The sequence below is a fragment of the Bradyrhizobium sp. F1.4.3 genome, from assembly GCF_040548375.1.
Taxonomy (GTDB): domain Bacteria; phylum Pseudomonadota; class Alphaproteobacteria; order Rhizobiales; family Xanthobacteraceae; genus Bradyrhizobium.
This window is the reverse complement of record NZ_JBEPRN010000005.1, coordinates 38116-54074: the sequence shown is the minus strand read 5'-3', so window position 1 is coordinate 54074 and position 15959 is coordinate 38116. Positions and strand designations below refer to the sequence as shown.

The 15959-nt window shown below is 64.2% G+C and carries 22 protein-coding genes and 1 pseudogene; 13 read left to right on the top strand and 10 right to left on the bottom strand.

The genetic code is table 11. From position 1 onward, the window contains the following. Window positions 1-10 precede the first annotated feature (10 nt). Complete coding sequence (locus tag ABIB73_RS16710; protein WP_354225430.1) at window positions 11-244, bottom strand: hypothetical protein; 234 nt, start codon at window positions 242-244, stop codon at window positions 11-13. A gap of 152 nt (window positions 245-396) precedes the next feature. Between ABIB73_RS16710 and ABIB73_RS16705 the strand changes: the two genes are divergently transcribed. Then, window positions 397-801: a hypothetical protein gene (locus ABIB73_RS16705; RefSeq protein WP_354225429.1), complete on the top strand. Its 405-nt coding sequence runs from the start codon at window positions 397-399 to the stop codon at window positions 799-801. Between the two features lie 114 nt (window positions 802-915). Next, window positions 916-1245: a hypothetical protein gene (locus ABIB73_RS16700; protein WP_354225428.1), complete on the top strand. Its 330-nt coding sequence runs from the start codon at window positions 916-918 to the stop codon at window positions 1243-1245. 56 nt (window positions 1246-1301) lie between these two features. On the opposite strand, the gene ABIB73_RS16695 is transcribed toward ABIB73_RS16700, so the two are convergent. Then, window positions 1302-1769, bottom strand: a complete 468-nt coding sequence (locus tag ABIB73_RS16695) for a DUF6691 family protein (RefSeq protein WP_354225427.1) — start codon at window positions 1767-1769, stop codon at window positions 1302-1304. Between the two features lie 5 nt (window positions 1770-1774). After that, window positions 1775-2203, bottom strand: a complete 429-nt coding sequence (locus ABIB73_RS16690; protein ID WP_354225426.1) for a YeeE/YedE family protein — start codon at window positions 2201-2203, stop codon at window positions 1775-1777. Between the two features lie 180 nt (window positions 2204-2383). Between ABIB73_RS16690 and ABIB73_RS16685 the strand changes: the two genes are divergently transcribed. Beyond that, window positions 2384-3583, top strand: a complete 1200-nt coding sequence (locus ABIB73_RS16685) for a GNAT family N-acetyltransferase (RefSeq protein ID WP_354225425.1) — start codon at window positions 2384-2386, stop codon at window positions 3581-3583. Here the strand turns inward: ABIB73_RS16685 and ABIB73_RS16680 are convergent. Continuing rightward, complete coding sequence (locus ABIB73_RS16680; protein ID WP_354225925.1) at window positions 3561-4226, bottom strand: DsbA family oxidoreductase; 666 nt, start codon at window positions 4224-4226, stop codon at window positions 3561-3563. The genes ABIB73_RS16685 and ABIB73_RS16680 overlap by 23 nt on opposite strands. Before the next feature lie 82 nt (window positions 4227-4308). Further along, window positions 4309-5130, bottom strand: a complete 822-nt coding sequence (locus tag ABIB73_RS16675; protein ID WP_354225424.1) for a helix-turn-helix domain-containing protein — start codon at window positions 5128-5130, stop codon at window positions 4309-4311. A 101-nt stretch (window positions 5131-5231) separates the two neighbouring features. On the opposite strand from ABIB73_RS16675, the gene ABIB73_RS16670 reads away from it, so the two are divergent. Both ABIB73_RS16670 and ABIB73_RS16665 read left to right on the top strand, forming a co-directional pair. Beyond that, window positions 5232-5462, top strand: coding sequence for a hypothetical protein (locus ABIB73_RS16670; protein ID WP_354225423.1), 231 nt, complete (start codon window positions 5232-5234; stop codon window positions 5460-5462). A 36-nt stretch (window positions 5463-5498) separates the two neighbouring features. After that, the gene (locus ABIB73_RS16665) at window positions 5499-5897 is read left to right on the top strand and encodes a hypothetical protein (protein ID WP_354225422.1); all 399 of its coding nucleotides are present in this window, start codon (window positions 5499-5501) and stop codon (window positions 5895-5897) included. A 160-nt stretch (window positions 5898-6057) separates the two neighbouring features. On the opposite strand, the gene ABIB73_RS16660 is transcribed toward ABIB73_RS16665, so the two are convergent. Beyond that, entirely contained in the window at window positions 6058-6624 is a 567-nt protein-coding gene (locus ABIB73_RS16660) for an SET domain-containing protein (protein WP_354225421.1), read from the bottom strand. A gap of 228 nt (window positions 6625-6852) precedes the next feature. Further along, window positions 6853-7575 (bottom strand): TetR/AcrR family transcriptional regulator, encoded by a 723-nt coding sequence (locus ABIB73_RS16655; RefSeq protein WP_354225420.1) that lies wholly within the window; start codon window positions 7573-7575, stop codon window positions 6853-6855. Window positions 7576-7681: 106 nt separating this feature from the next. Between ABIB73_RS16655 and ABIB73_RS16650 the strand changes: the two genes are divergently transcribed. The 5 genes from ABIB73_RS16650 (at window position 7682) to ABIB73_RS16630 (ending at window position 11344) form a co-directional block, all read left to right on the top strand. Then, window positions 7682-9079, top strand: coding sequence for a carotenoid oxygenase family protein (locus tag ABIB73_RS16650; protein ID WP_354225419.1), 1398 nt, complete (start codon window positions 7682-7684; stop codon window positions 9077-9079). Between the two features lie 156 nt (window positions 9080-9235). Then, complete coding sequence (locus tag ABIB73_RS16645; protein WP_354225418.1) at window positions 9236-9718, top strand: MAPEG family protein; 483 nt, start codon at window positions 9236-9238, stop codon at window positions 9716-9718. A 76-nt stretch (window positions 9719-9794) separates the two neighbouring features. Further along, on the top strand, window positions 9795-10370 hold the full coding sequence (locus tag ABIB73_RS16640; protein ID WP_354225417.1) for a hypothetical protein: 576 nt from the start codon (window positions 9795-9797) through the stop codon (window positions 10368-10370). Window positions 10371-10383: 13 nt separating this feature from the next. Further along, a complete protein-coding gene (locus ABIB73_RS16635; protein WP_354225416.1) occupies window positions 10384-10941 on the top strand; it encodes an inner membrane-spanning protein YciB in 558 nt (185 codons plus the stop codon). A gap of 106 nt (window positions 10942-11047) precedes the next feature. Beyond that, on the top strand, window positions 11048-11344 hold the full coding sequence (locus ABIB73_RS16630) for a hypothetical protein (RefSeq protein ID WP_354225415.1): 297 nt from the start codon (window positions 11048-11050) through the stop codon (window positions 11342-11344). Between the two features lie 66 nt (window positions 11345-11410). Here ABIB73_RS16630 and ABIB73_RS16625 read toward each other — a convergent pair whose 3' ends face one another. Beyond that, window positions 11411-13066, bottom strand: coding sequence for a fumarate hydratase (locus tag ABIB73_RS16625; RefSeq protein ID WP_354225414.1), 1656 nt, complete (start codon window positions 13064-13066; stop codon window positions 11411-11413). A gap of 249 nt (window positions 13067-13315) precedes the next feature. Here ABIB73_RS16625 and ABIB73_RS16620 point away from each other — a divergent pair, with 249 nt between their 5' ends. The 3 genes from ABIB73_RS16620 (at window position 13316) to ABIB73_RS16610 (ending at window position 14893) form a co-directional block, all read left to right on the top strand. Beyond that, window positions 13316-13795, top strand: a complete 480-nt coding sequence (locus ABIB73_RS16620) for a hypothetical protein (protein ID WP_354225413.1) — start codon at window positions 13316-13318, stop codon at window positions 13793-13795. Window positions 13796-13928: 133 nt separating this feature from the next. After that, complete coding sequence (locus tag ABIB73_RS16615) at window positions 13929-14102, top strand: hypothetical protein (protein ID WP_354225412.1); 174 nt, start codon at window positions 13929-13931, stop codon at window positions 14100-14102. A 116-nt stretch (window positions 14103-14218) separates the two neighbouring features. Beyond that, entirely contained in the window at window positions 14219-14893 is a 675-nt protein-coding gene (locus ABIB73_RS16610) for a methyltransferase family protein (protein WP_354225411.1), read from the top strand. A gap of 1 nt (window position 14894) precedes the next feature. Here the strand turns inward: ABIB73_RS16610 and ABIB73_RS16605 are convergent, their stop codons facing one another. Next, window positions 14895-15602 (bottom strand): glutathione S-transferase, encoded by a 708-nt coding sequence (locus ABIB73_RS16605; RefSeq protein WP_354225410.1) that lies wholly within the window; start codon window positions 15600-15602, stop codon window positions 14895-14897. A gap of 117 nt (window positions 15603-15719) precedes the next feature. Further along, window positions 15720-15925: pseudogene (locus tag ABIB73_RS37605) on the bottom strand (lectin); the annotation flags it as partial. Window positions 15926-15959: the final 34 nt, after the last annotated feature.

The following is a 15959-nucleotide window of genomic DNA, read 5'->3' as shown; positions in this document are numbered from 1 at the left end:
CCGCCCCGCTCTATTTCGACTTCTTCGCGGGTTCGCTCGGACGGGCCCCGCTCCACGGATCATACTTTTCCTTGGGCTCGGGAATGCGCTCGAGCGCGGCCTTATAGGCCTTTTCGTCGACCTTGGGCTTGTTGTCCGCCTTGGCTCCGGCCTCGTTGGACTGGCGCCTGCCGCCGCCCATCTGCGCCTGCGCGGAGGCCGCCGTCAGCGCCAGCACCGCGGCCGCCATGACCAAAATCCTCATTGGTGCAATCCCCCTCGTCTGGGATACAAACTAGCCTGCAATCCCGTAATAGCAAATGCCACGGGTTCCACCGCTTCAGCAAATGTTGATCGGCCGGGACTTCGCCGGGTCGTATTCGCGCCTATCTGTTGGCCCGCAGGGGACCTTCACGGATGTTGCGGATTGTTGCTCATGTGGCGCTGATCGCGGCCGCGCTCGCGCTCGGCGGCTGCGGCTTTGCTGACAGCCGCGCGCCGGTGCCTGAATTCATGCGCTTGAAGGAGACCGAGCAGCCGCCGCCCGAGCCGCCCCCCGACGTCAAGCGCGTGGTGCGCGAGCAGATCGACGTGGTGTTCCTCAACACGTCCTATCCGCGCGAGGTGCATGTCGCCGCGCCCCATCACGAGGTGCGCGGACCGGGCTGGACGGCCTGCGTCCGCGCGCAACTGACCTCCGCCACCGGCTCGGCGCTCGGCCTCCAGACCTACATCGTGACGATCAGCGGCGGAAAGGTCGTCGACCGGCGACGCGCGGAAGCTGACGACATCTGCGGGTCGGAAATTTACGAGCCGATCTAGGCTCAGATGACGCTGACGCGGAATCCGGTTCCGGGAAAAACCTGCAGTTCGGCCCGGAACGATCGCCTCCTCTCATTCTTGTCCCCGCAGAGGGCAGTTTCGGAGGAGGACACGATGAGGACATTCACGATTGCACTGCTGGCCGGCGTCAGTGCGCTGGCCGCGGCTGGCGGCGCGAAGGCTGCTGATTTCTACACGACCAGCGAATACACCAGCCCCGATCTCATTCAGGAGGTCCGACTCGTCTGCGATGACGCCGGCAATTGCTATCGCACCCATGGCGGCGCGCGCGTAATCGTGCGCGATTCCTATGGCGCCATGCCGCGTGAACGCTATTACGAGCGCCGCAGCTATCGCGACTGGGACGATGGTCCGCGCGGCGGCGTCGGCATTCGTGCACCCGGCGTCAGCGTGGGCGTCGGTGTCGGCGGCGATCGCTGGTAATCGATCAAGCATGATGGACGGGACCGGACGAGACAGCTCGCCCGGTCCTGTCCATGTCAGGTTTCGAGCGGATGGGCCGGCGTGACGGCACGCGTCGACGACGGCAGACGAGCGATGAAGCGTGCGAGCATCATGCCGGCGCACATTGCGGCGACGAAGATGAAGGCCGACGCCGAGCCAAATCCAAGCGCAGTCAGCACCGGCCCGGGACAAAAGCCTGCCAATCCCCAGCCGATGCCGAAGATGGCGGGACCGATGACAATTCTCGGATCGATGTCGTTGCGCGTCGGAACGTAAAATCGTTCGGCGAGGAACGGTCGCGCAAAACTCAAGACATGTCTGAAGCCAACAAAGGTCACCGCGACTGCGCCGGCCATCACGACAGCCAGGCTCGCGTCCCACGTCCCTGCCGGGATGGCGCCGACGTCCAAAAAGTTCAGCACCTTTGCCGGATTCGACATGCCCGACACGATAAGGCCGAGGCCGAAGATCAGGCCGATCGCGAATTGGACGAAGATGATCATCGCCGTCAGCTCCATTGCCGCATCACGAAAACGGTGGCCATGCCCGCTGCCATGAAGGTGATGGTCGCAACCAGCGAACGCACCGAGAGCCGCGACAGGCCGCAGACGCCGTGGCCGGACGTGCAGCCGCTGCCCCACACTGCGCCGAAGCCTGTAAGCAATCCGGCGACAATGAGGACCGGCGTTCCTGCCACGATCGTCTGCGCCGGCAGGCTTCCGGTGACGAGTCGCACCAGCACCGGTGCGGCAATGAGGCCCGCGACGAAGGCGAGCCGGCCGAAAAATTCGCGGTCCTCGTAGGGCGGAAACAGCCGCGCCGCGATGCCGCTGATCCCGGCAATCCGTCCCGTCGCCCACATCAAGAGCACGGCGGACAGACCGATCAACGCTCCGCCCAGGAGCGAGGCAATCGGCGTGAAAGACGTGGCGACCATTTTGATCCTCCAGAAAGTGGGCACCTCATTGGAGCATCCAGCGGCTTGGCGCCGGATGCTCAATGAGACGTTAACAATACCACTCGAATTGAAGCGGCGTCCCAACGGTATTTTCCAATCTTTGCACTAAGCATGACCGCGTAACGCCAGCCTTGCCGGCGTGAACGGGGACGACGGGACGTGGTCGATATCGCGCACCAGGCAGCGATTAATCCGGCATCTGCAAACGATGCCACGGCGACGCGCGAGCTCGTTATACTCGCCTCCATTGAACCCGGCCAATGGCGCGCGCTCGCGCAGCGAGCGATCGAGCCGAATGGCTATTATCTGCCCGGCTGGGAGCTTGCCGTCAGCGCGACCGCGCGCGACCGCACCGATGCCTCGGCCTTGCCCGCATTCAACGGCCCCTCGACGCGGCTGATCGGCCTGATGCCGGTGATCTCGCTCTGGCGGGCCTGGAAAATCCCACTGCCCGCGCTGGTGAGCGCGCATCCCTATGGCACACTGTGCAGTCCGCTGATCGACCGCGACGCCGTGGTCGAGGCGTCGACGCGTCTGTTGCAGCGGGCGCGCGACGCCGGCGCGCATGCCCTGATCCTGCGCGACGTCGCGCTCGAGGACGCGGCAATGGCATCGCTCAACGAGGCTCTCGGCCGGAGCGGCCTGAAGCCGCGCGTGCTGAGCTCTTACATCCGCGCAAGCCTCGATGCGACACAAGACGGCGACAAGCTCTTGTACGAGGCACTCGGCGCCAAGAAACTTAAAGAGCTGCGCCGCCAGCGTCACCGTCTGGAGGAGCACGGACCGGTCGTATTCGACGTCGCGCGCAAGCCCGACGAGATCAAGTCGGCGCTCGAAACATTCCTGCAACTCGAAGCCAGCGGCTGGAAGGGCAAACGCGGCACCGCACTGATCCAGGACGTCGGCGATGCGACCTTCATCCGCCGCGCCGTGCCGGCGCTTGCGGAGACCGCGCAATGCGAGATCATCACGCTGCGCGCCGGCGCGACACCTCTCGCTGCCGGCATCGTGCTGCGGCATCAGGATCGCGCCTTCTTCTTCAAGCTCGGCATCGACGAGCGCTTCGCAAAATATTCGCCGGGCGTGCAGCTCACGCTCGAGCTGACCCGCCACCTCTGCGCCGATCCGGCCATAGCGAGTGCGGATTCGACCGCAAGCGCCGATCACCCCATGATCAACCCGATCTGGCGCGGGCGCTTTGCAATCGGCGACGTGCTGATTCCGCTACGGCGGAACGATCCTGTCGTGATGCTGATCCACGCGGCGCTCATCGCGCGTGGCTGCGCGCGCGACGCGACGCGGCGCGCGATCCACCTGCTCCGCAAACAAGCGAAGACTACTCCGCCGCCTGCGCGTTGATCTCCGCCGAGACCTCGCGGATAGCACGCGCGAGCAGGTTTGGATCCTGCGCGCCGGAGACCGCGTATTTCTGCGCGAACACGTAGGTTGGCACACCGGAGATACCTTTCTCGGCAGCCTCCTGCGCGTCCGCCGACACGCGCGCGACATCCTCGTCGGTGGCGAGGCGGCGGCGCACGTCGTTGGCGTCGAGCCCGACATCGTCAGCGGCCTGCACCAGCACGTTCACATCGGTGAGATCGCCGCCGTCGCGGAAATAGAGCTCCATCAGGCGCTGCTTCATCTCGGGCGCGTTGCCGATCGCCTCGGCCCAGAGGATCAGGCGATGACAGTCGGTCGTATTGGGCTGACGCGCCACCAGCTCGGGCCGGTAGGTGAGCCCCTCTTCGCTTGCGGCTGCAACGACGCGGCCGGCGATGCCCTTGTAGGCCTCGACCGAGCCGAACTTCTGAGTGAGATATTCCTCACGGCTGATGCCCTCGCGCGGCACCCAGGGATTGAGGAAGAAGGGACGGAAATTGAGCTTGACGGGAACGTCGGGCACGAGCGCAAGCGCACTCTCGATGCGGTGCTTGCCGATATAGCACCAGGGGCACACCACGTCGGAGACGACATCGATCTGGAGCGGTTTCGGCATGCTCATATCAGACGAGCTCATGGGCGCCTCCTTCGGGCACTTGCGGTTTTGTCGGAAGATAAGCCGAACGCCGCCTGAGGCAAGGGCGCTAGGCCATATTTGCCGCCATCTGCTTCAGCCATTCGGCGGTGCGTTCGTCCGCCGGAAAGAACGTCTCCAGCGCCAGCTCCGACAGGGTAATGTCCACAGGAGTGCCGAACACCATGGTGGTGGAGAAGAAACTGAGTATCCCCCCGTCGTGGCGCAGCTTGAAGGGGATCGCGACATTGTCGCGCGACAGCGGCGCCGATCGTGCCGGGATCGGATAGCTCTTCAGGTCGTTGTAGAGCTTGATCAGCTCCGGATCGGCCGTCGCCTCGCATTGCCGGTGCAGCCGCTCCAGCAGGTGCCCGCACCATTCCGCGAGATTGACTGTACGCGGCGCCAACGCTTCGGGGTGAAAGGCAAGTCGCAGCACGTTGAAGGGCTGGCCGAGCAGCCGCTGCGGGATGCCGTCGAGCAGCGGCGCCACCATGCGGTTGGCCGACACCAGATTCCAGTGCCGGTCATAGGCGAGCGCCGGATTGGGCTCGTGTGCCCTCAGCACGAGGTCGATCGCCTGGCGGGCTGATTTCAAGGCAGGATCCTCCAGCGGACGCTGCGGAAAGGCCGGCGCGTAGCCGGCTGAGACCAGCAGCACGTTGCGTTCGCGCAGGGGCACCTCGAGACGCTCGGCGAGCCTCAGCACCATGTCACGCGAGGGTGCGGCGCGGCCGGTCTCGACGAAACTCAGATGGCGCGCGGAGATGTCCGCCTCGCCCGCGAGATCGAGCTGGCTCATGCGACGGCGCTGCCGCCACTCGCGCAAATGGTCGCCGATATGGATCGGCTGGCTTCGCTCAGTGTGTGCCGTGGATGCATGTGCGTTCATGGTCGAAAACCTAGCATGCGGATTTCAGCCCTTCCATTACCCTCGAGGTAATCGAATTGGGTCTCGGACCAGCGCATCTTCGGTCGCAACAGGAGATGACCATGATCGCGCTGCTGCTCTACCGCACCCTTGCAGACCACATCGCACCCTGGGCTATGACGCTTGCAACCCGGATGCTCGCGCGCAGCCTCAACATGCCGGAGCCGCTGGTGCATTCGACCGGCGACTATGTCGTCGCGCAAGTCACGGCCTTCGAGCACAGCGTCGGCAAGAGCCTCTGCCCGTTCCGCCTCGCGCGCCTGCTTCGCGCCTGGTGGCGCGGACCGCGCTGAGTTTCACCCCAAGCCCACCCAACCATGGAGACCACGATGATTGACGCATCCACCTTCCTTCGCCGCGCACTGCTCGCCGATGCAATCTTCAGCGGCATCGCCGCCCTCGGCTTCACCTTCGGCGCAGCCGCGTTTGCAACGTTGTTCAACCTGCCTGAAGCATTGCTGCGCGAGACCGGCCTGTTCCTGATCGCCTATACCGCGCTGGTCGGTTGGCTCGCCTCGCGCGCCTCTGTGCCGAAGCCGCTTGTCCTTCTGGTCGTGGTGGGCAACGCCGCCTGGACCGTCGGCAGCATCGCGCTGCTGTTCTCGGGCGCGGTGGCGCCGAACCTCGGCGGCGAGCTTATGGTGGTGGCGCAGGCGATTGCGACCGGCGTGTTTGCCGAGCTGCAATATGTGGGAATGCGGAAGAGTGGAGACGAAGTGGCGGCGTGACGCTTGGCCTGACAGGCTCACCACTAGCAGTCGTCGCCCGGCTCGGCCGGGCGACCTAGTATTCCAGAGACTGCGTATTCCAGAGACTGCGAGAGGATGCGGATGAGCCGCGGTGTACTGGATGCCCCGCATTCGCGAGGCATGACAGCGGAGTTGATGGCTACGCCTTCGCCCGGCCGACCTTGCCGTTGAAGTGCTTGCCGTTCAGCTTCTTCTTTTTCGACGCGGTGCCCTTCGCGCCCGCCTTCTCGGCCTTGCGCTCCGCGCGGGCCTTCACCTTGGCGCGCTCGGCCCGGGCCTCGGCGCGCAGCTTCTTGCGCTTGTTTTCGCAAGACTCGCACTTGCAGCCGATCGGCTTCAGGTAGGCTTTGAAATAGTCGGTGCCGTAGTCGTAGTTGATCTCGTCGCCCGGCTCGATGTTCCTGATGGCGCGGATATAGACCTTGCGCTCGCGGGGGCGAACGTCGGATTCGGCGTTGGGCCGGCAGGCATGGTTGATGTAGCGCGCGAGGTTCTTGCGCACCGAGCCGTCGATGGTCCAGCGGCCGTTGAGCTCGAACAGGTACTTGTTCTCGATGTCGTCCTGCTCGGGAATCCGCGAATCCAGGATTGGTCCGTAATAACGGATGATCCGGGTGCCCTTCTTGATCGGTTTGGTGGCGAAGAGGCCAAGCCCGGTCTTGGAGCGGCCGACGCGATAAGGTTTGTTCGACGAGATGGCTGGCATGATCAGAAGTAAAGAGGACGCGAACGAGGCTGGAAGAGCCCAAGCGAAGCCGCTCTTCTAGAACGATTCCGCGCCCCTGTCAGGTATCTCCGGGCCGCGTTTGAACCTTGCCCACAGTGAAGATGTCTGAAGCGTGGAGTTCCCGGACATCCGCGCATTTGTCACGTTTGCCCTTGCAGGCGCCCAATCCATGAGCAGCATCCTCGACACAGCCAAAAGACTGCGGCGCTATGCCGGGAATTTCGTCGCCAGGGTCGACTTCAGGATCGCTTCGAGAAGCTGTTCGGCCGTGGTGCCTGCCGGCAGCCGCTCCAGAATATCCTCAAGCCGCCCGTCGAGCAGCAGCATGGTAAAACCGTGCACCATCGACCAGGCCCGTGCGATCGCGGCGCCCTGGTCGAGCGTCAGCGCGTCGCCGCTGATCTGCTCCTGCCGCATCGCGCCGATGGCATTGGCAAGCCCGGCGAAAGAGGATTCGGCCGCCTCGTGCAGCGACGGCCTGGCATAGTCGAGACGCTCGGTGCGGAACATCAGCCCGTACATGCCGGGATGGGCCTGGGCGTAGGCGACATAGGCTTTCGGCCGCGCCAGCGCGCGCGACAGCGGCGTGGTGGCGGAGTCGCAGGCCGACGCCATCGCCGCGTTGAACTGGCGGAAGCCGATCGCGGCGAGCTCGCTGACAAGCCCGGTCAGGTCACCGAAATGATGCGTCGGCGCGGCATGAGAGACGCCTGCCTCGCGCGCCACCGCGCGCAATGTCAGGCCGGCAAGCCCATCACGCTCCAGCACACGTTCAGCCGCCTGGAGCAGTGCCTCGCGCAGGGCGCCGTGGTGGTAGGGCGTCTCGGTCTTCGCGCTCGCCGGGCGGCGCGCCGGACGCGATGCCGACGATGTTCTTTTGGGCACGCGCGGGCTGCGCACGGTTTCGCTCTTGGTGTCGCTCTTGGCCATGGACAAGCTATATGACGCAATATTGACAGTGTAAAGATTTCGCTTGACGGACGCCTTGATCGGCACTATCTCATCTTTACGATGTAAAGATAGGGAGGGATACGCCGTGCAGCAGGACGCCATCGCCGAGCGCCGCAACAACATTGCCCCGATTCCGTTCGAGGCGGATGCGCCCTTCCTCAAAATCATCGGCGAATTGCCGCGCGAGCTCAACGGCACGCTCTATCGCAACGGCCCCAATCCGCAGTTCGAATCCCCCGGCGCGCACTGGTTCGTCGGCGACGGCATGCTGCACGCCTTTCACCTGGAAAACGGCAGCGCCAGCTACCGCAATCGCTGGGTCCGCACCCCGAAATGGCTCGCCGAGCACGATGCCGGCCGCGCACTGTTCGGCGGCTTCGGCCGCAAGCTGCCGGATGCGCCGCAAAACCTCACCGACGGCGGCGTCGCCAACACCAACATCATCTTCCATGCCGGCAAGCTGCTCGCACTGGAAGAAGCGCATCTGCCGACCGCGATCGAGCCGGGCACGCTGGCGACCCGCGGCTATCATAACTACGAGGGCCGCGTCGCCGGCAGTTTTACCGCACATCCGAAGATCGATCCCGCGACCGGCGAACTGGTGTTCTTCGGCTACAACGCGGCGGGTCCGCTGACGCCCGCCCTCTCCTACGGATCGATCGATGCCTCCGGCAAGACCACGCGCTTCGAACGTTTCGAGGCGCCCTATGCCAGCATGGTGCACGACTTCATCGTCACCGAGAACCATGTGTTGTTTCCGATCCTGCCCATCACCGGCAGCATGGAGCGCGCGATGAGCGGACGGCCGCCCTATGCCTGGGAGCCGGACAAGGGCGCCTATGTCGGCGTGATGAAGCGCAACGGCACGGCCAAGGACATCGTCTGGTTCCGCGGTGAAGCCTGCTATGTCTTCCACATCATGAATGCGTGGGAGGACGGCAACCGCATCATCGCCGATGTCATGCAGTTCGAGGAAGCGCCGCTGTTTCCGCATCCAGACGGCCGGCCGACGGATCCGGAAAAGTCGCGCGCCCGCCATTGCCGCTGGACGTTCGATCTTTCAGGAAATACCGACCGCTTCCAGCAGATTTATCTCGATGATCTCACCGGCGAATTCCCGCGCATCGACGATCGCCGCGCCGGACTGAAGAGCCGTCACGGCTGGTACGCCTGCGCCAATCCAAAACTGCCGATGTTCGGCGCGCTGTCCGGCATCGTCCATGTCGACGGCGCGGGAAAGCGGCTCGGTCATTACCTGCTGCCTGTGGGCGACACCATCTCCGAGCCTGTGTTCGTCGAACGGTCGACGGATGCCGCGGAGGGTAACGGCTGGCTGCTCGCCGTGGTCTGGCGTGCGCGGGAAAACCGCAGCGACCTCGCCGTGTTCAACGCCACCGACATCGAGGCCGGCCCCGTTGCGCTGGTGCAGCTCGGCCATCGCGTGCCGGACGGCTTTCACGGCAATTGGGTGGGAGCGGCGTAACTCTCCCTGTCATTCCGGGGCGCGCCACTCGGCGCGAGCCCGGAATCCATTTCGTCGCGTGTCCTGCCGCCCGATGGATTCCGGGCTCATGCTTCGCGTGCCCCGGAATGACGGACGTGTGCTTCGGCAGTGCGGACAAAACCAGGGAGGCCTCGCATGCACACGCCCTTGATCACCGCGAACTATCTCGCAGTCCTCGCCCTGATCTACGCCGCGCTCGCGCTCCAGGTGATCCGGTTGCGGCGGAGCAACGCGGCCGCCTTCAACGACGGCGGCAATGCCAGCCTGCGCAGCGCGATCCGTGCCCATGGCAACTTCATGGAATACGTCCCCATCATCACGCTGATGGTGGCGCTGCTCGAAATGTCCGGCGCCTCGTCGACGCGGATTCATCTGCTGATGGGCGCGCTTGTGCTGTCGCGGCTGCTGCATCCATTCGGCATGTACGCGACGCCGGGTTCGCTGCGGTTTCTGGTCTGCCGCGGCGGCAGCATCTTCCTGACCATCGGCCTTTTGATCAGTTGCGCGCTGTCGATCCTGTCGCGCCTGCCCTGGGCCGCCGTCGCCGACGAAATCTCCGATCAAGCCATTGCAACAGTTCAGTTTTTACAGGTCATTCACATCATTTTGACACTGTAAAGATTTCGCTTGACCCGTTGCCGGCCCTGAACTATCAATCTTGACAACGTAAAGATTGACTCGACCGAGGCGGCCCATGACGATATTCCTGATCCTTGCCCCCTACGGCGCTTACACGCTCCTGATGCTCATGACCTCGGCCACGATCAGCGTGTTCGCGGCCTCCGCAATCTGCCTCGCCACGATCGCGATCGACGTTGCGTGCGGCCGCTCGGTGAAGATCCTGGCTGCAGGCTCGGCGATCCTGTTCGCCGCAATCGGCCTCACCCTCGCGCTGCTCGATCCGAAGCTCGGTACGCTTGGCGTCAAGCTCTCGGTCGACATCGGCATTTTCGTCATCTCGCTCGGCTCGATGCTGCTGCGCCGTCCCTTCACGCTGCAATACGCGCTCGAATCCGTTCCGGCCGAGACCGCGGCAATGCCCGGCTTCCTCACTGCCAATTACATCATCACCGGCGCATGGACCGCAGCCGCCTTGTTGATGATGGCCGCCAACATCGTGCTGCTCTACTTCCCGGGCCTGCCGGTCTGGCTGGGTCTTGCGGTCGCCTTCGCCGCCCGCAACAGCGCGATCTACTTCACAAAATGGTATCCCGAGTATCGCCAGATCAAGTACGGTGCCCCGGCCGGCGCGCTGCCGAACACTCACTGACACAGGATCGACGATGAAGGACGTATTCGCACGCCTCGCCTCCGACTTCCTTTCGGCCATCATCTTCCTGGTGATCTATCTCATCACCGACAACGTCATTCTCGCGACGTCGGTGGCGATTGCCGGCGCCATCGCGCAGGTGATCTATGCTCGCGTCAAGGAGCATCAGCTGAGCTTCATGACCTATGCGAGCCTTGCGCTCGTTATCGTGCTCGGCGCGATCACGCTGTTCACCAACGATCCCCGCTTCATGCTGGCAAAGCCGGCGATCGCGCATTTCGCGATCGGCGTCATCATGCTCAAGCGCGGCTGGATGCTGCGCTACATGCCGCCAATCGTCACTGAGACCGTTCCAGAATATGTAACGGCCGCGGGCTATGCCTGGGCGGTGCTGATGTTCGCAATCGGCGCCGGCACGATCGCGGTCGCCTCCACCGGCGATCTGAAGCTGTGGGCGTTCTACATCTCGGTGGTCGCCGGCGGCGCCAAGATCCTGGCCTTTGCCGTGCAGTATGTCGTGCTTCGGCTCGTCGTGACGAGCCGCCGTCGCGCCGCCGCTGCCCGCGCCTAAATGCCTTACATGGAGCGTTAGGCAGCTGCTGCGAGTTGCGCTATACGCTCGGCCCAGGACTGGCTGCGGATCGTCCCAGCCCGCCAGGATTTTTCGGGAGACGCGAATGGCCGTGGACGGCAACTGGAATCTGACGATGACCACGCCGATGGGCGAGCGCCAGGCGACACTGACCCTGCTGAGCTCTGGCGGCACGCTGACGGGCACGCAGAGCGCGGAAGGCAATACCGCCGAGATCTTCGATGGCGCCATCAGCGGCGACGCCGTCAACTGGAAGGTTTCCATCACCAATCCGATGCCGTTGACGCTCGAGTTCATCGGAAAGGTCTCCGGCGACAGCATGAGCGGCGAAATGGGCATCGGCCCGATGGGCAGCTTCCCGTTCACGGGCACGAAGGCGTAACGAACACTTCCGTGTCCCGGACGCGGTGCAGCGCGTCGCGCTGCGCAGCATCCGGGGAACGCACCATCAGCCCAGATTCAACTCCTTGAAGAAGTCGTTGCCCTTGTCGTCGATGATGATGAACGCCGGGAAGTCGACGACTTCGATGCGCCAGATCGCTTCCATGCCGAGCTCGGGATATTCGAGCACCTCGACCTTCTTGATGCAGTGCTCGGCGAGGTTCGCCGCTGCACCACCGATCGAGCCGAGATAGAAGCCGCCATATTTCTTGCAGGCCTCGCGTACGGCCGGCGCGCGGTTGCCCTTGGCCACCATCACCATCGAGCCGCCGGCGGCCTGGAACTGGTCGACGAAGGAATCCATGCGGCCCGCCGTGGTCGGACCGAACGCGCCGGAGGCATAGCCCTCGGGCGTCTTGGCGGGGCCGGCGTAGTAGACGGGATGGTTCTTGAAGTAGTCCGGCAGCGGCTCGCCCTTCTCCAGCCGCTCGCGCAGCTTGGCGTGCGCGGAGTCACGCGCGACGATCATGGTGCCGGTCATCGACACCCGCGTCTTGATCGGATTCTTCGAGAAGGTCGCCAGAATGTCCTTCATCGGCTGGTTGAGGTCGATCTTGACGACCTCGCCGCCGAGCGACTGCTCGACCTGCGGAAGATATTGCGCCGGGTTGTGCTCGAGCTCCTCGAGATAGACGCCATCCTTGGTGATCTTGCCGAGCACCTGGCGGTCAGCCGAGCACGACACACCAAGCCCGATCGGCAGCGAGGCGCCATGACGCGGCATACGGATCACGCGCACGTCGTGGCAGAAATATTTTCCGCCGAACTGCGCGCCGACCCCGAGCGACTGCGTCATCTCGTGGATTTCCTGCTCCATCTCGACGTCGCGGAAGGCGTTGCCGTCCGGCGAGCCGTGGGTCGGCAGTGCGTCGAGATAGCGCGCGGACGCCAGCTTCACCGTCTTCATGCAGAGCTCGGCCGAGGTGCCGCCGATCACGATGGCGAGGTGATAGGGCGGACACGCCGCGGTGCCGAGCGTCAGGATCTTTTCCTTGAGAAAGGCGAGCAGGCGGTCCTTGGTCAGGACAGAGGGCGTCGCCTGGAACAGAAAACTCTTGTTGGCGCTGCCGCCGCCCTTGGCCATGAACATGAATTTGTAGGCGTCATCACCCTCGGCGTAGATTTCGCACTGCGCCGGCATGTTGTTGGCGGTGTTCTTCTCCTCGTACATCGACAAGGGTGCGACCTGCGAGTAGCGCAAATTGCGGCGGAGATACGCATCGCGCGCGCCTTCCGACAGCGCCGCCTCGTCGTCACCGTCGGTGATGACGTTGCAGCCCTTCTTGCCCATGATGATCGCAGTGCCGGTGTCCTGGCACATCGGCAGCACGCCGCCGGCCGCGATATTGGCGTTCTTGAGGAAATCCAGCGCGACGAACTTGTCGTTCGGGCTCGCCTCGCCGTCTTCCAGGATCGCGCGCAGCTGCTTCAGATGGCCGGGCCGCAAGTAATGGTTGATGTCGCCGAAGGCCGCCTCCGACAGCGCCCGCAGCGCCTCGCGCGACACCACCAGCATGTCTTTCCCCAAAACCTTCTCGACCCGGACACCTTCGGCCGTGATTTTCTTGTAGGGCGCCTCGTCCTTGCCCAGCGGAAACAGCGGGGTGTGCTTGTAGGGCGGAGCGGGCTTTGACGGGTCGGGGATGGCGGTGGGAGCGTTCATGGGGTCGATCTCGGGTTTTTGGAGCCCTCGCGCGGGGCCCTAGCATGGAAGCGTTCTAAGCTTTTTTGCCATAAAGGGAAGGCGCCTGGGCGCGGCCGGGGCATCCCGATTCAGCGCCACGGCGTTCATTTTTTCCGGTCGCCGGCGGCAAGAGACGAGGGTCATGCTCCTGCCCGGTACGGCCTGTTTGCACCCCTTGCGCTCCGCGCCCGCCGACGCTTGAATGCGCCCTCCAAGGGGCTTTTCATCATGATTTTCAAATTGAACGTCCGCGGCGCGATTCTTGTCGCCGCCGCAACCGCCGGCCTTGTCACCCTCGCCGCGCCAGCGCGCGCGGACCAGTGCGACGACATCGCCAAACAGCTCGCGGGCGGCATCGACGGGCTGAAGGTCAACTTCAAGGCCGCCAACATCATCTATCTCACCCATCCGGCGGCCAAGGAGCTTTCGCTCGGCTGCCGCGCCCAGGGGCAAAACTATTCCAACGAGCTCTATGCCAAGGGCGACCGCAAGCCGACGCCGAAGTTCTATGAGCTGGTCGCATCCGCAGCCGCGATCACCTTCACGCTGCCGAAGGACGACGCCACGACCGGCGCCACGCGCTGCCTGAAGCGCATGGGCCTGTTGCGCGGCGACAAGGTGTCGATGCGCTACAAGCGCCTCAACATGGAATGCACCCGCACCAAGACGGACGCGTCGATCGCAATCACGCGGCCGAAGGACGAGTAGGCGGACGTCGCGCGCTTACACGAGAACTGCTCATTTCACCGCACCAGATCCCTCGCATTTTAACGATTGGCTTGACGGACCTTTCGTCCCTCACAGGGCAGGGTCAATTGTTTCAATCTGTGAGGATTTGTGGATGAGCGTTTCAACCGTTGCGCCGCCGCCGATCGCGATCGTGGTGCCGAGCTACGACACGACCAAGCAGCAGGACGACCAGGCCAAGACCAAGGACAACGACCCGACCTATCAGCCGACGCCGCCCGCGCCGCTGCCGCCGGGCCAGGGCACGCGGATCGATCAGCTCGCCTGATCGGGCTGGCCTGCGATAGATCGCCCGATCCGCTCGATCGGGCCTTTCGTGCGCCCGGCCGTATCTTTGCCGAATAGCGCGGCCAATATCGTGCGAAATTGCCCGGGGAACCGCGCATGATCGCACGCCTGCTGTTGCAGAACACGATCTTCGTCGTCGCGATGGGCGCGCTGCTGTTCGCGTCCGCCGGCACGCTGCATTGGCCCGCGGCCTGGGTGTTCCTCGTCACCTCTGTCCTGCTCGGCCCGCTGTGCGGCTGGTGGCTTTACCGGATCGATCCGGCGCTCTTGGCCGAACGTCTGCGACCGGTTCTTCAGAAAGATCAACCGGCCGCCGACAAGGCTTTCATGATCGTGTTCATCGTGGTGATACTGGCCTGGCTCATCGCGATGGGGCTCGACCGACGCCATCTTGCGTCCGGCATGCCGCCTGCATTGCAAGCGCTCGGCCTAGTGCTGTACCTCACCTCGACGCTGTTCACGCTGTGGGTGTTCCGAGAAAACTCGTTCGCCGCGCCGGTGGTGAAGCTGCAAGCCGAGCGCGCGCAACGCGTGATCTCGACCGGGCCCTACGCCCATGTCCGCCATCCCATGTACAGCGGCATGATCCTGTTCTTCACAGGCGTGCCGCTACTCCTGGGCTCGTGGTGGGGACTTGCGATGACGCCTCTCCTCCTCGCGCTGCTCGCTGTCCGCATCCGCATCGAGGAGCGCACACTCGTCGCGGGCCTGCCCGGCTATGCCGACTATGCGACGCGGGTGCGCTATCGCCTGCTGCCGGGCGTGTGGTGACTCACGCATCCAGCTCCTTGTAGCGGCGGAAGATGCCCTGTTCGTTGAAGGGAATCCGGCGCTCGCTTTCGAGATAGGCCTTGATGTTCGGCCGCGCCGCGACGCGGCCGTGCAGGCCGACAAGGCCGGGGATCTCGTCTTCGAACGCCTTCATGCGTTTCGGGAAGGCATAGCGCAGCCCGTCGACGATCTGGAACAGCGAGAGGTCGACGTAACTCAGCCTGCGTCCGGTGACGTAAGTGCCGCCATTGTCAGCGAGAAGTTGTTCGAAATAGCCGAGATATTTCGGCACCCGCTCGCCCCAGAAGTCCGCGGTGCGCTTCTTCGCCGGGGCCTTCTGGTCTTCGTAATACAGCGAAGGACCGAGCGGATGATGCGTATCGTGGATCTCCAGCACGAGATCGGTGATGGTGAGCTGGAGCTGGTGCAACCAGAGTTTTCCAGCTTCCGTCTTCGGCGCAAGGGCGTGGCGGGCGCCGAGATAGAGCAGGATGTTGGCGGTCTGGCCGATCACAAGCTTGCCGGCCTTCAGGAACGGCGGCGCAAAGGGCGGCATGCTCTTATGCGCATCCATCATCGTCATCATCGCGCCGCTGCCGCGCGGGCCTCGCGCGACGTCGACGTAAGCCGCACCTGCCTCCTCCAGTGCCAGCCGCACATATTCGCCGCGGCCCTGGATCTCGGGCCAGTAATAGAGTTCGTATTTCATGGGAGGGTCCGTGAGCATGAACGCGTCCGGACCAATCTAGCACGCGGCCCTGGGTTCGTCAGTGCGGGACGGAGCCCTGCCGTAACACGCTCCGTCATTGCGAAGGCTGAGCGCGCCTCAATTCGCCGCGAAGCAATAGAGCAGCCCGTCGCCGCTGGTACTCTTCAGATCGGCCTGCGAGCAGCCGCCATCCGGGCAGCGCGAGGGATGCGAGCTATTCCACGATTTCGAGGGCCCATCGTCCCGCAAGCCCTGTCGATCGGCATGGCCGACCACCGCCGCCCCTGCGTGCTCGACGTCCAGTTCTTGCATGTCTTGTCGTCGCTCCGTCACGACGGGGACAGTATTCGGGCGGCC

Excerpts from the sequence above, each read along its gene's own strand:
- ABIB73_RS16710 (WP_354225430.1), bottom strand. The coding sequence starts at position 244 with ATGAGGATTTTGGTCATGGCGGCCGCGGTGCTGGCGCTGACGGCGGCC.
- ABIB73_RS16705 (WP_354225429.1), top strand. The coding sequence starts at position 397 with ATGTTGCGGATTGTTGCTCATGTGGCGCTGATCGCGGCCGCGCTCGCG.
- ABIB73_RS16700 (WP_354225428.1), top strand. The coding sequence starts at position 916 with ATGAGGACATTCACGATTGCACTGCTGGCCGGCGTCAGTGCGCTGGCC.
- ABIB73_RS16695 (WP_354225427.1), bottom strand. The coding sequence starts at position 1,769 with ATGATCATCTTCGTCCAATTCGCGATCGGCCTGATCTTCGGCCTCGGC.
- ABIB73_RS16690 (WP_354225426.1), bottom strand. The coding sequence starts at position 2,203 with ATGGTCGCCACGTCTTTCACGCCGATTGCCTCGCTCCTGGGCGGAGCG.
- ABIB73_RS16680 (WP_354225925.1), bottom strand. The coding sequence starts at position 4,226 with ATGAGCATGCCGAAACCGCTCCAGATCGATGTCGTCTCCGACGTGGTG.
- ABIB73_RS16675 (WP_354225424.1), bottom strand. The coding sequence starts at position 5,130 with ATGAACGCACATGCATCCACGGCACACACTGAGCGAAGCCAGCCGATC.
- ABIB73_RS16670 (WP_354225423.1), top strand. The coding sequence starts at position 5,232 with ATGATCGCGCTGCTGCTCTACCGCACCCTTGCAGACCACATCGCACCC.
- ABIB73_RS16665 (WP_354225422.1), top strand. The coding sequence starts at position 5,499 with ATGATTGACGCATCCACCTTCCTTCGCCGCGCACTGCTCGCCGATGCA.
- ABIB73_RS16660 (WP_354225421.1), bottom strand. The coding sequence starts at position 6,624 with ATGCCAGCCATCTCGTCGAACAAACCTTATCGCGTCGGCCGCTCCAAG.
- ABIB73_RS16655 (WP_354225420.1), bottom strand. The coding sequence starts at position 7,575 with ATGGCCAAGAGCGACACCAAGAGCGAAACCGTGCGCAGCCCGCGCGTG.
- ABIB73_RS16645 (WP_354225418.1), top strand. The coding sequence starts at position 9,236 with ATGCACACGCCCTTGATCACCGCGAACTATCTCGCAGTCCTCGCCCTG.
- ABIB73_RS16640 (WP_354225417.1), top strand. The coding sequence starts at position 9,795 with ATGACGATATTCCTGATCCTTGCCCCCTACGGCGCTTACACGCTCCTG.
- ABIB73_RS16635 (WP_354225416.1), top strand. The coding sequence starts at position 10,384 with ATGAAGGACGTATTCGCACGCCTCGCCTCCGACTTCCTTTCGGCCATC.
- ABIB73_RS16630 (WP_354225415.1), top strand. The coding sequence starts at position 11,048 with ATGGCCGTGGACGGCAACTGGAATCTGACGATGACCACGCCGATGGGC.
- ABIB73_RS16625 (WP_354225414.1), bottom strand. The coding sequence starts at position 13,066 with ATGAACGCTCCCACCGCCATCCCCGACCCGTCAAAGCCCGCTCCGCCC.
- ABIB73_RS16620 (WP_354225413.1), top strand. The coding sequence starts at position 13,316 with ATGATTTTCAAATTGAACGTCCGCGGCGCGATTCTTGTCGCCGCCGCA.
- ABIB73_RS16615 (WP_354225412.1), top strand. The coding sequence starts at position 13,929 with ATGAGCGTTTCAACCGTTGCGCCGCCGCCGATCGCGATCGTGGTGCCG.
- ABIB73_RS16610 (WP_354225411.1), top strand. The coding sequence starts at position 14,219 with ATGATCGCACGCCTGCTGTTGCAGAACACGATCTTCGTCGTCGCGATG.
- ABIB73_RS16605 (WP_354225410.1), bottom strand. The coding sequence starts at position 15,602 with ATGAAATACGAACTCTATTACTGGCCCGAGATCCAGGGCCGCGGCGAA.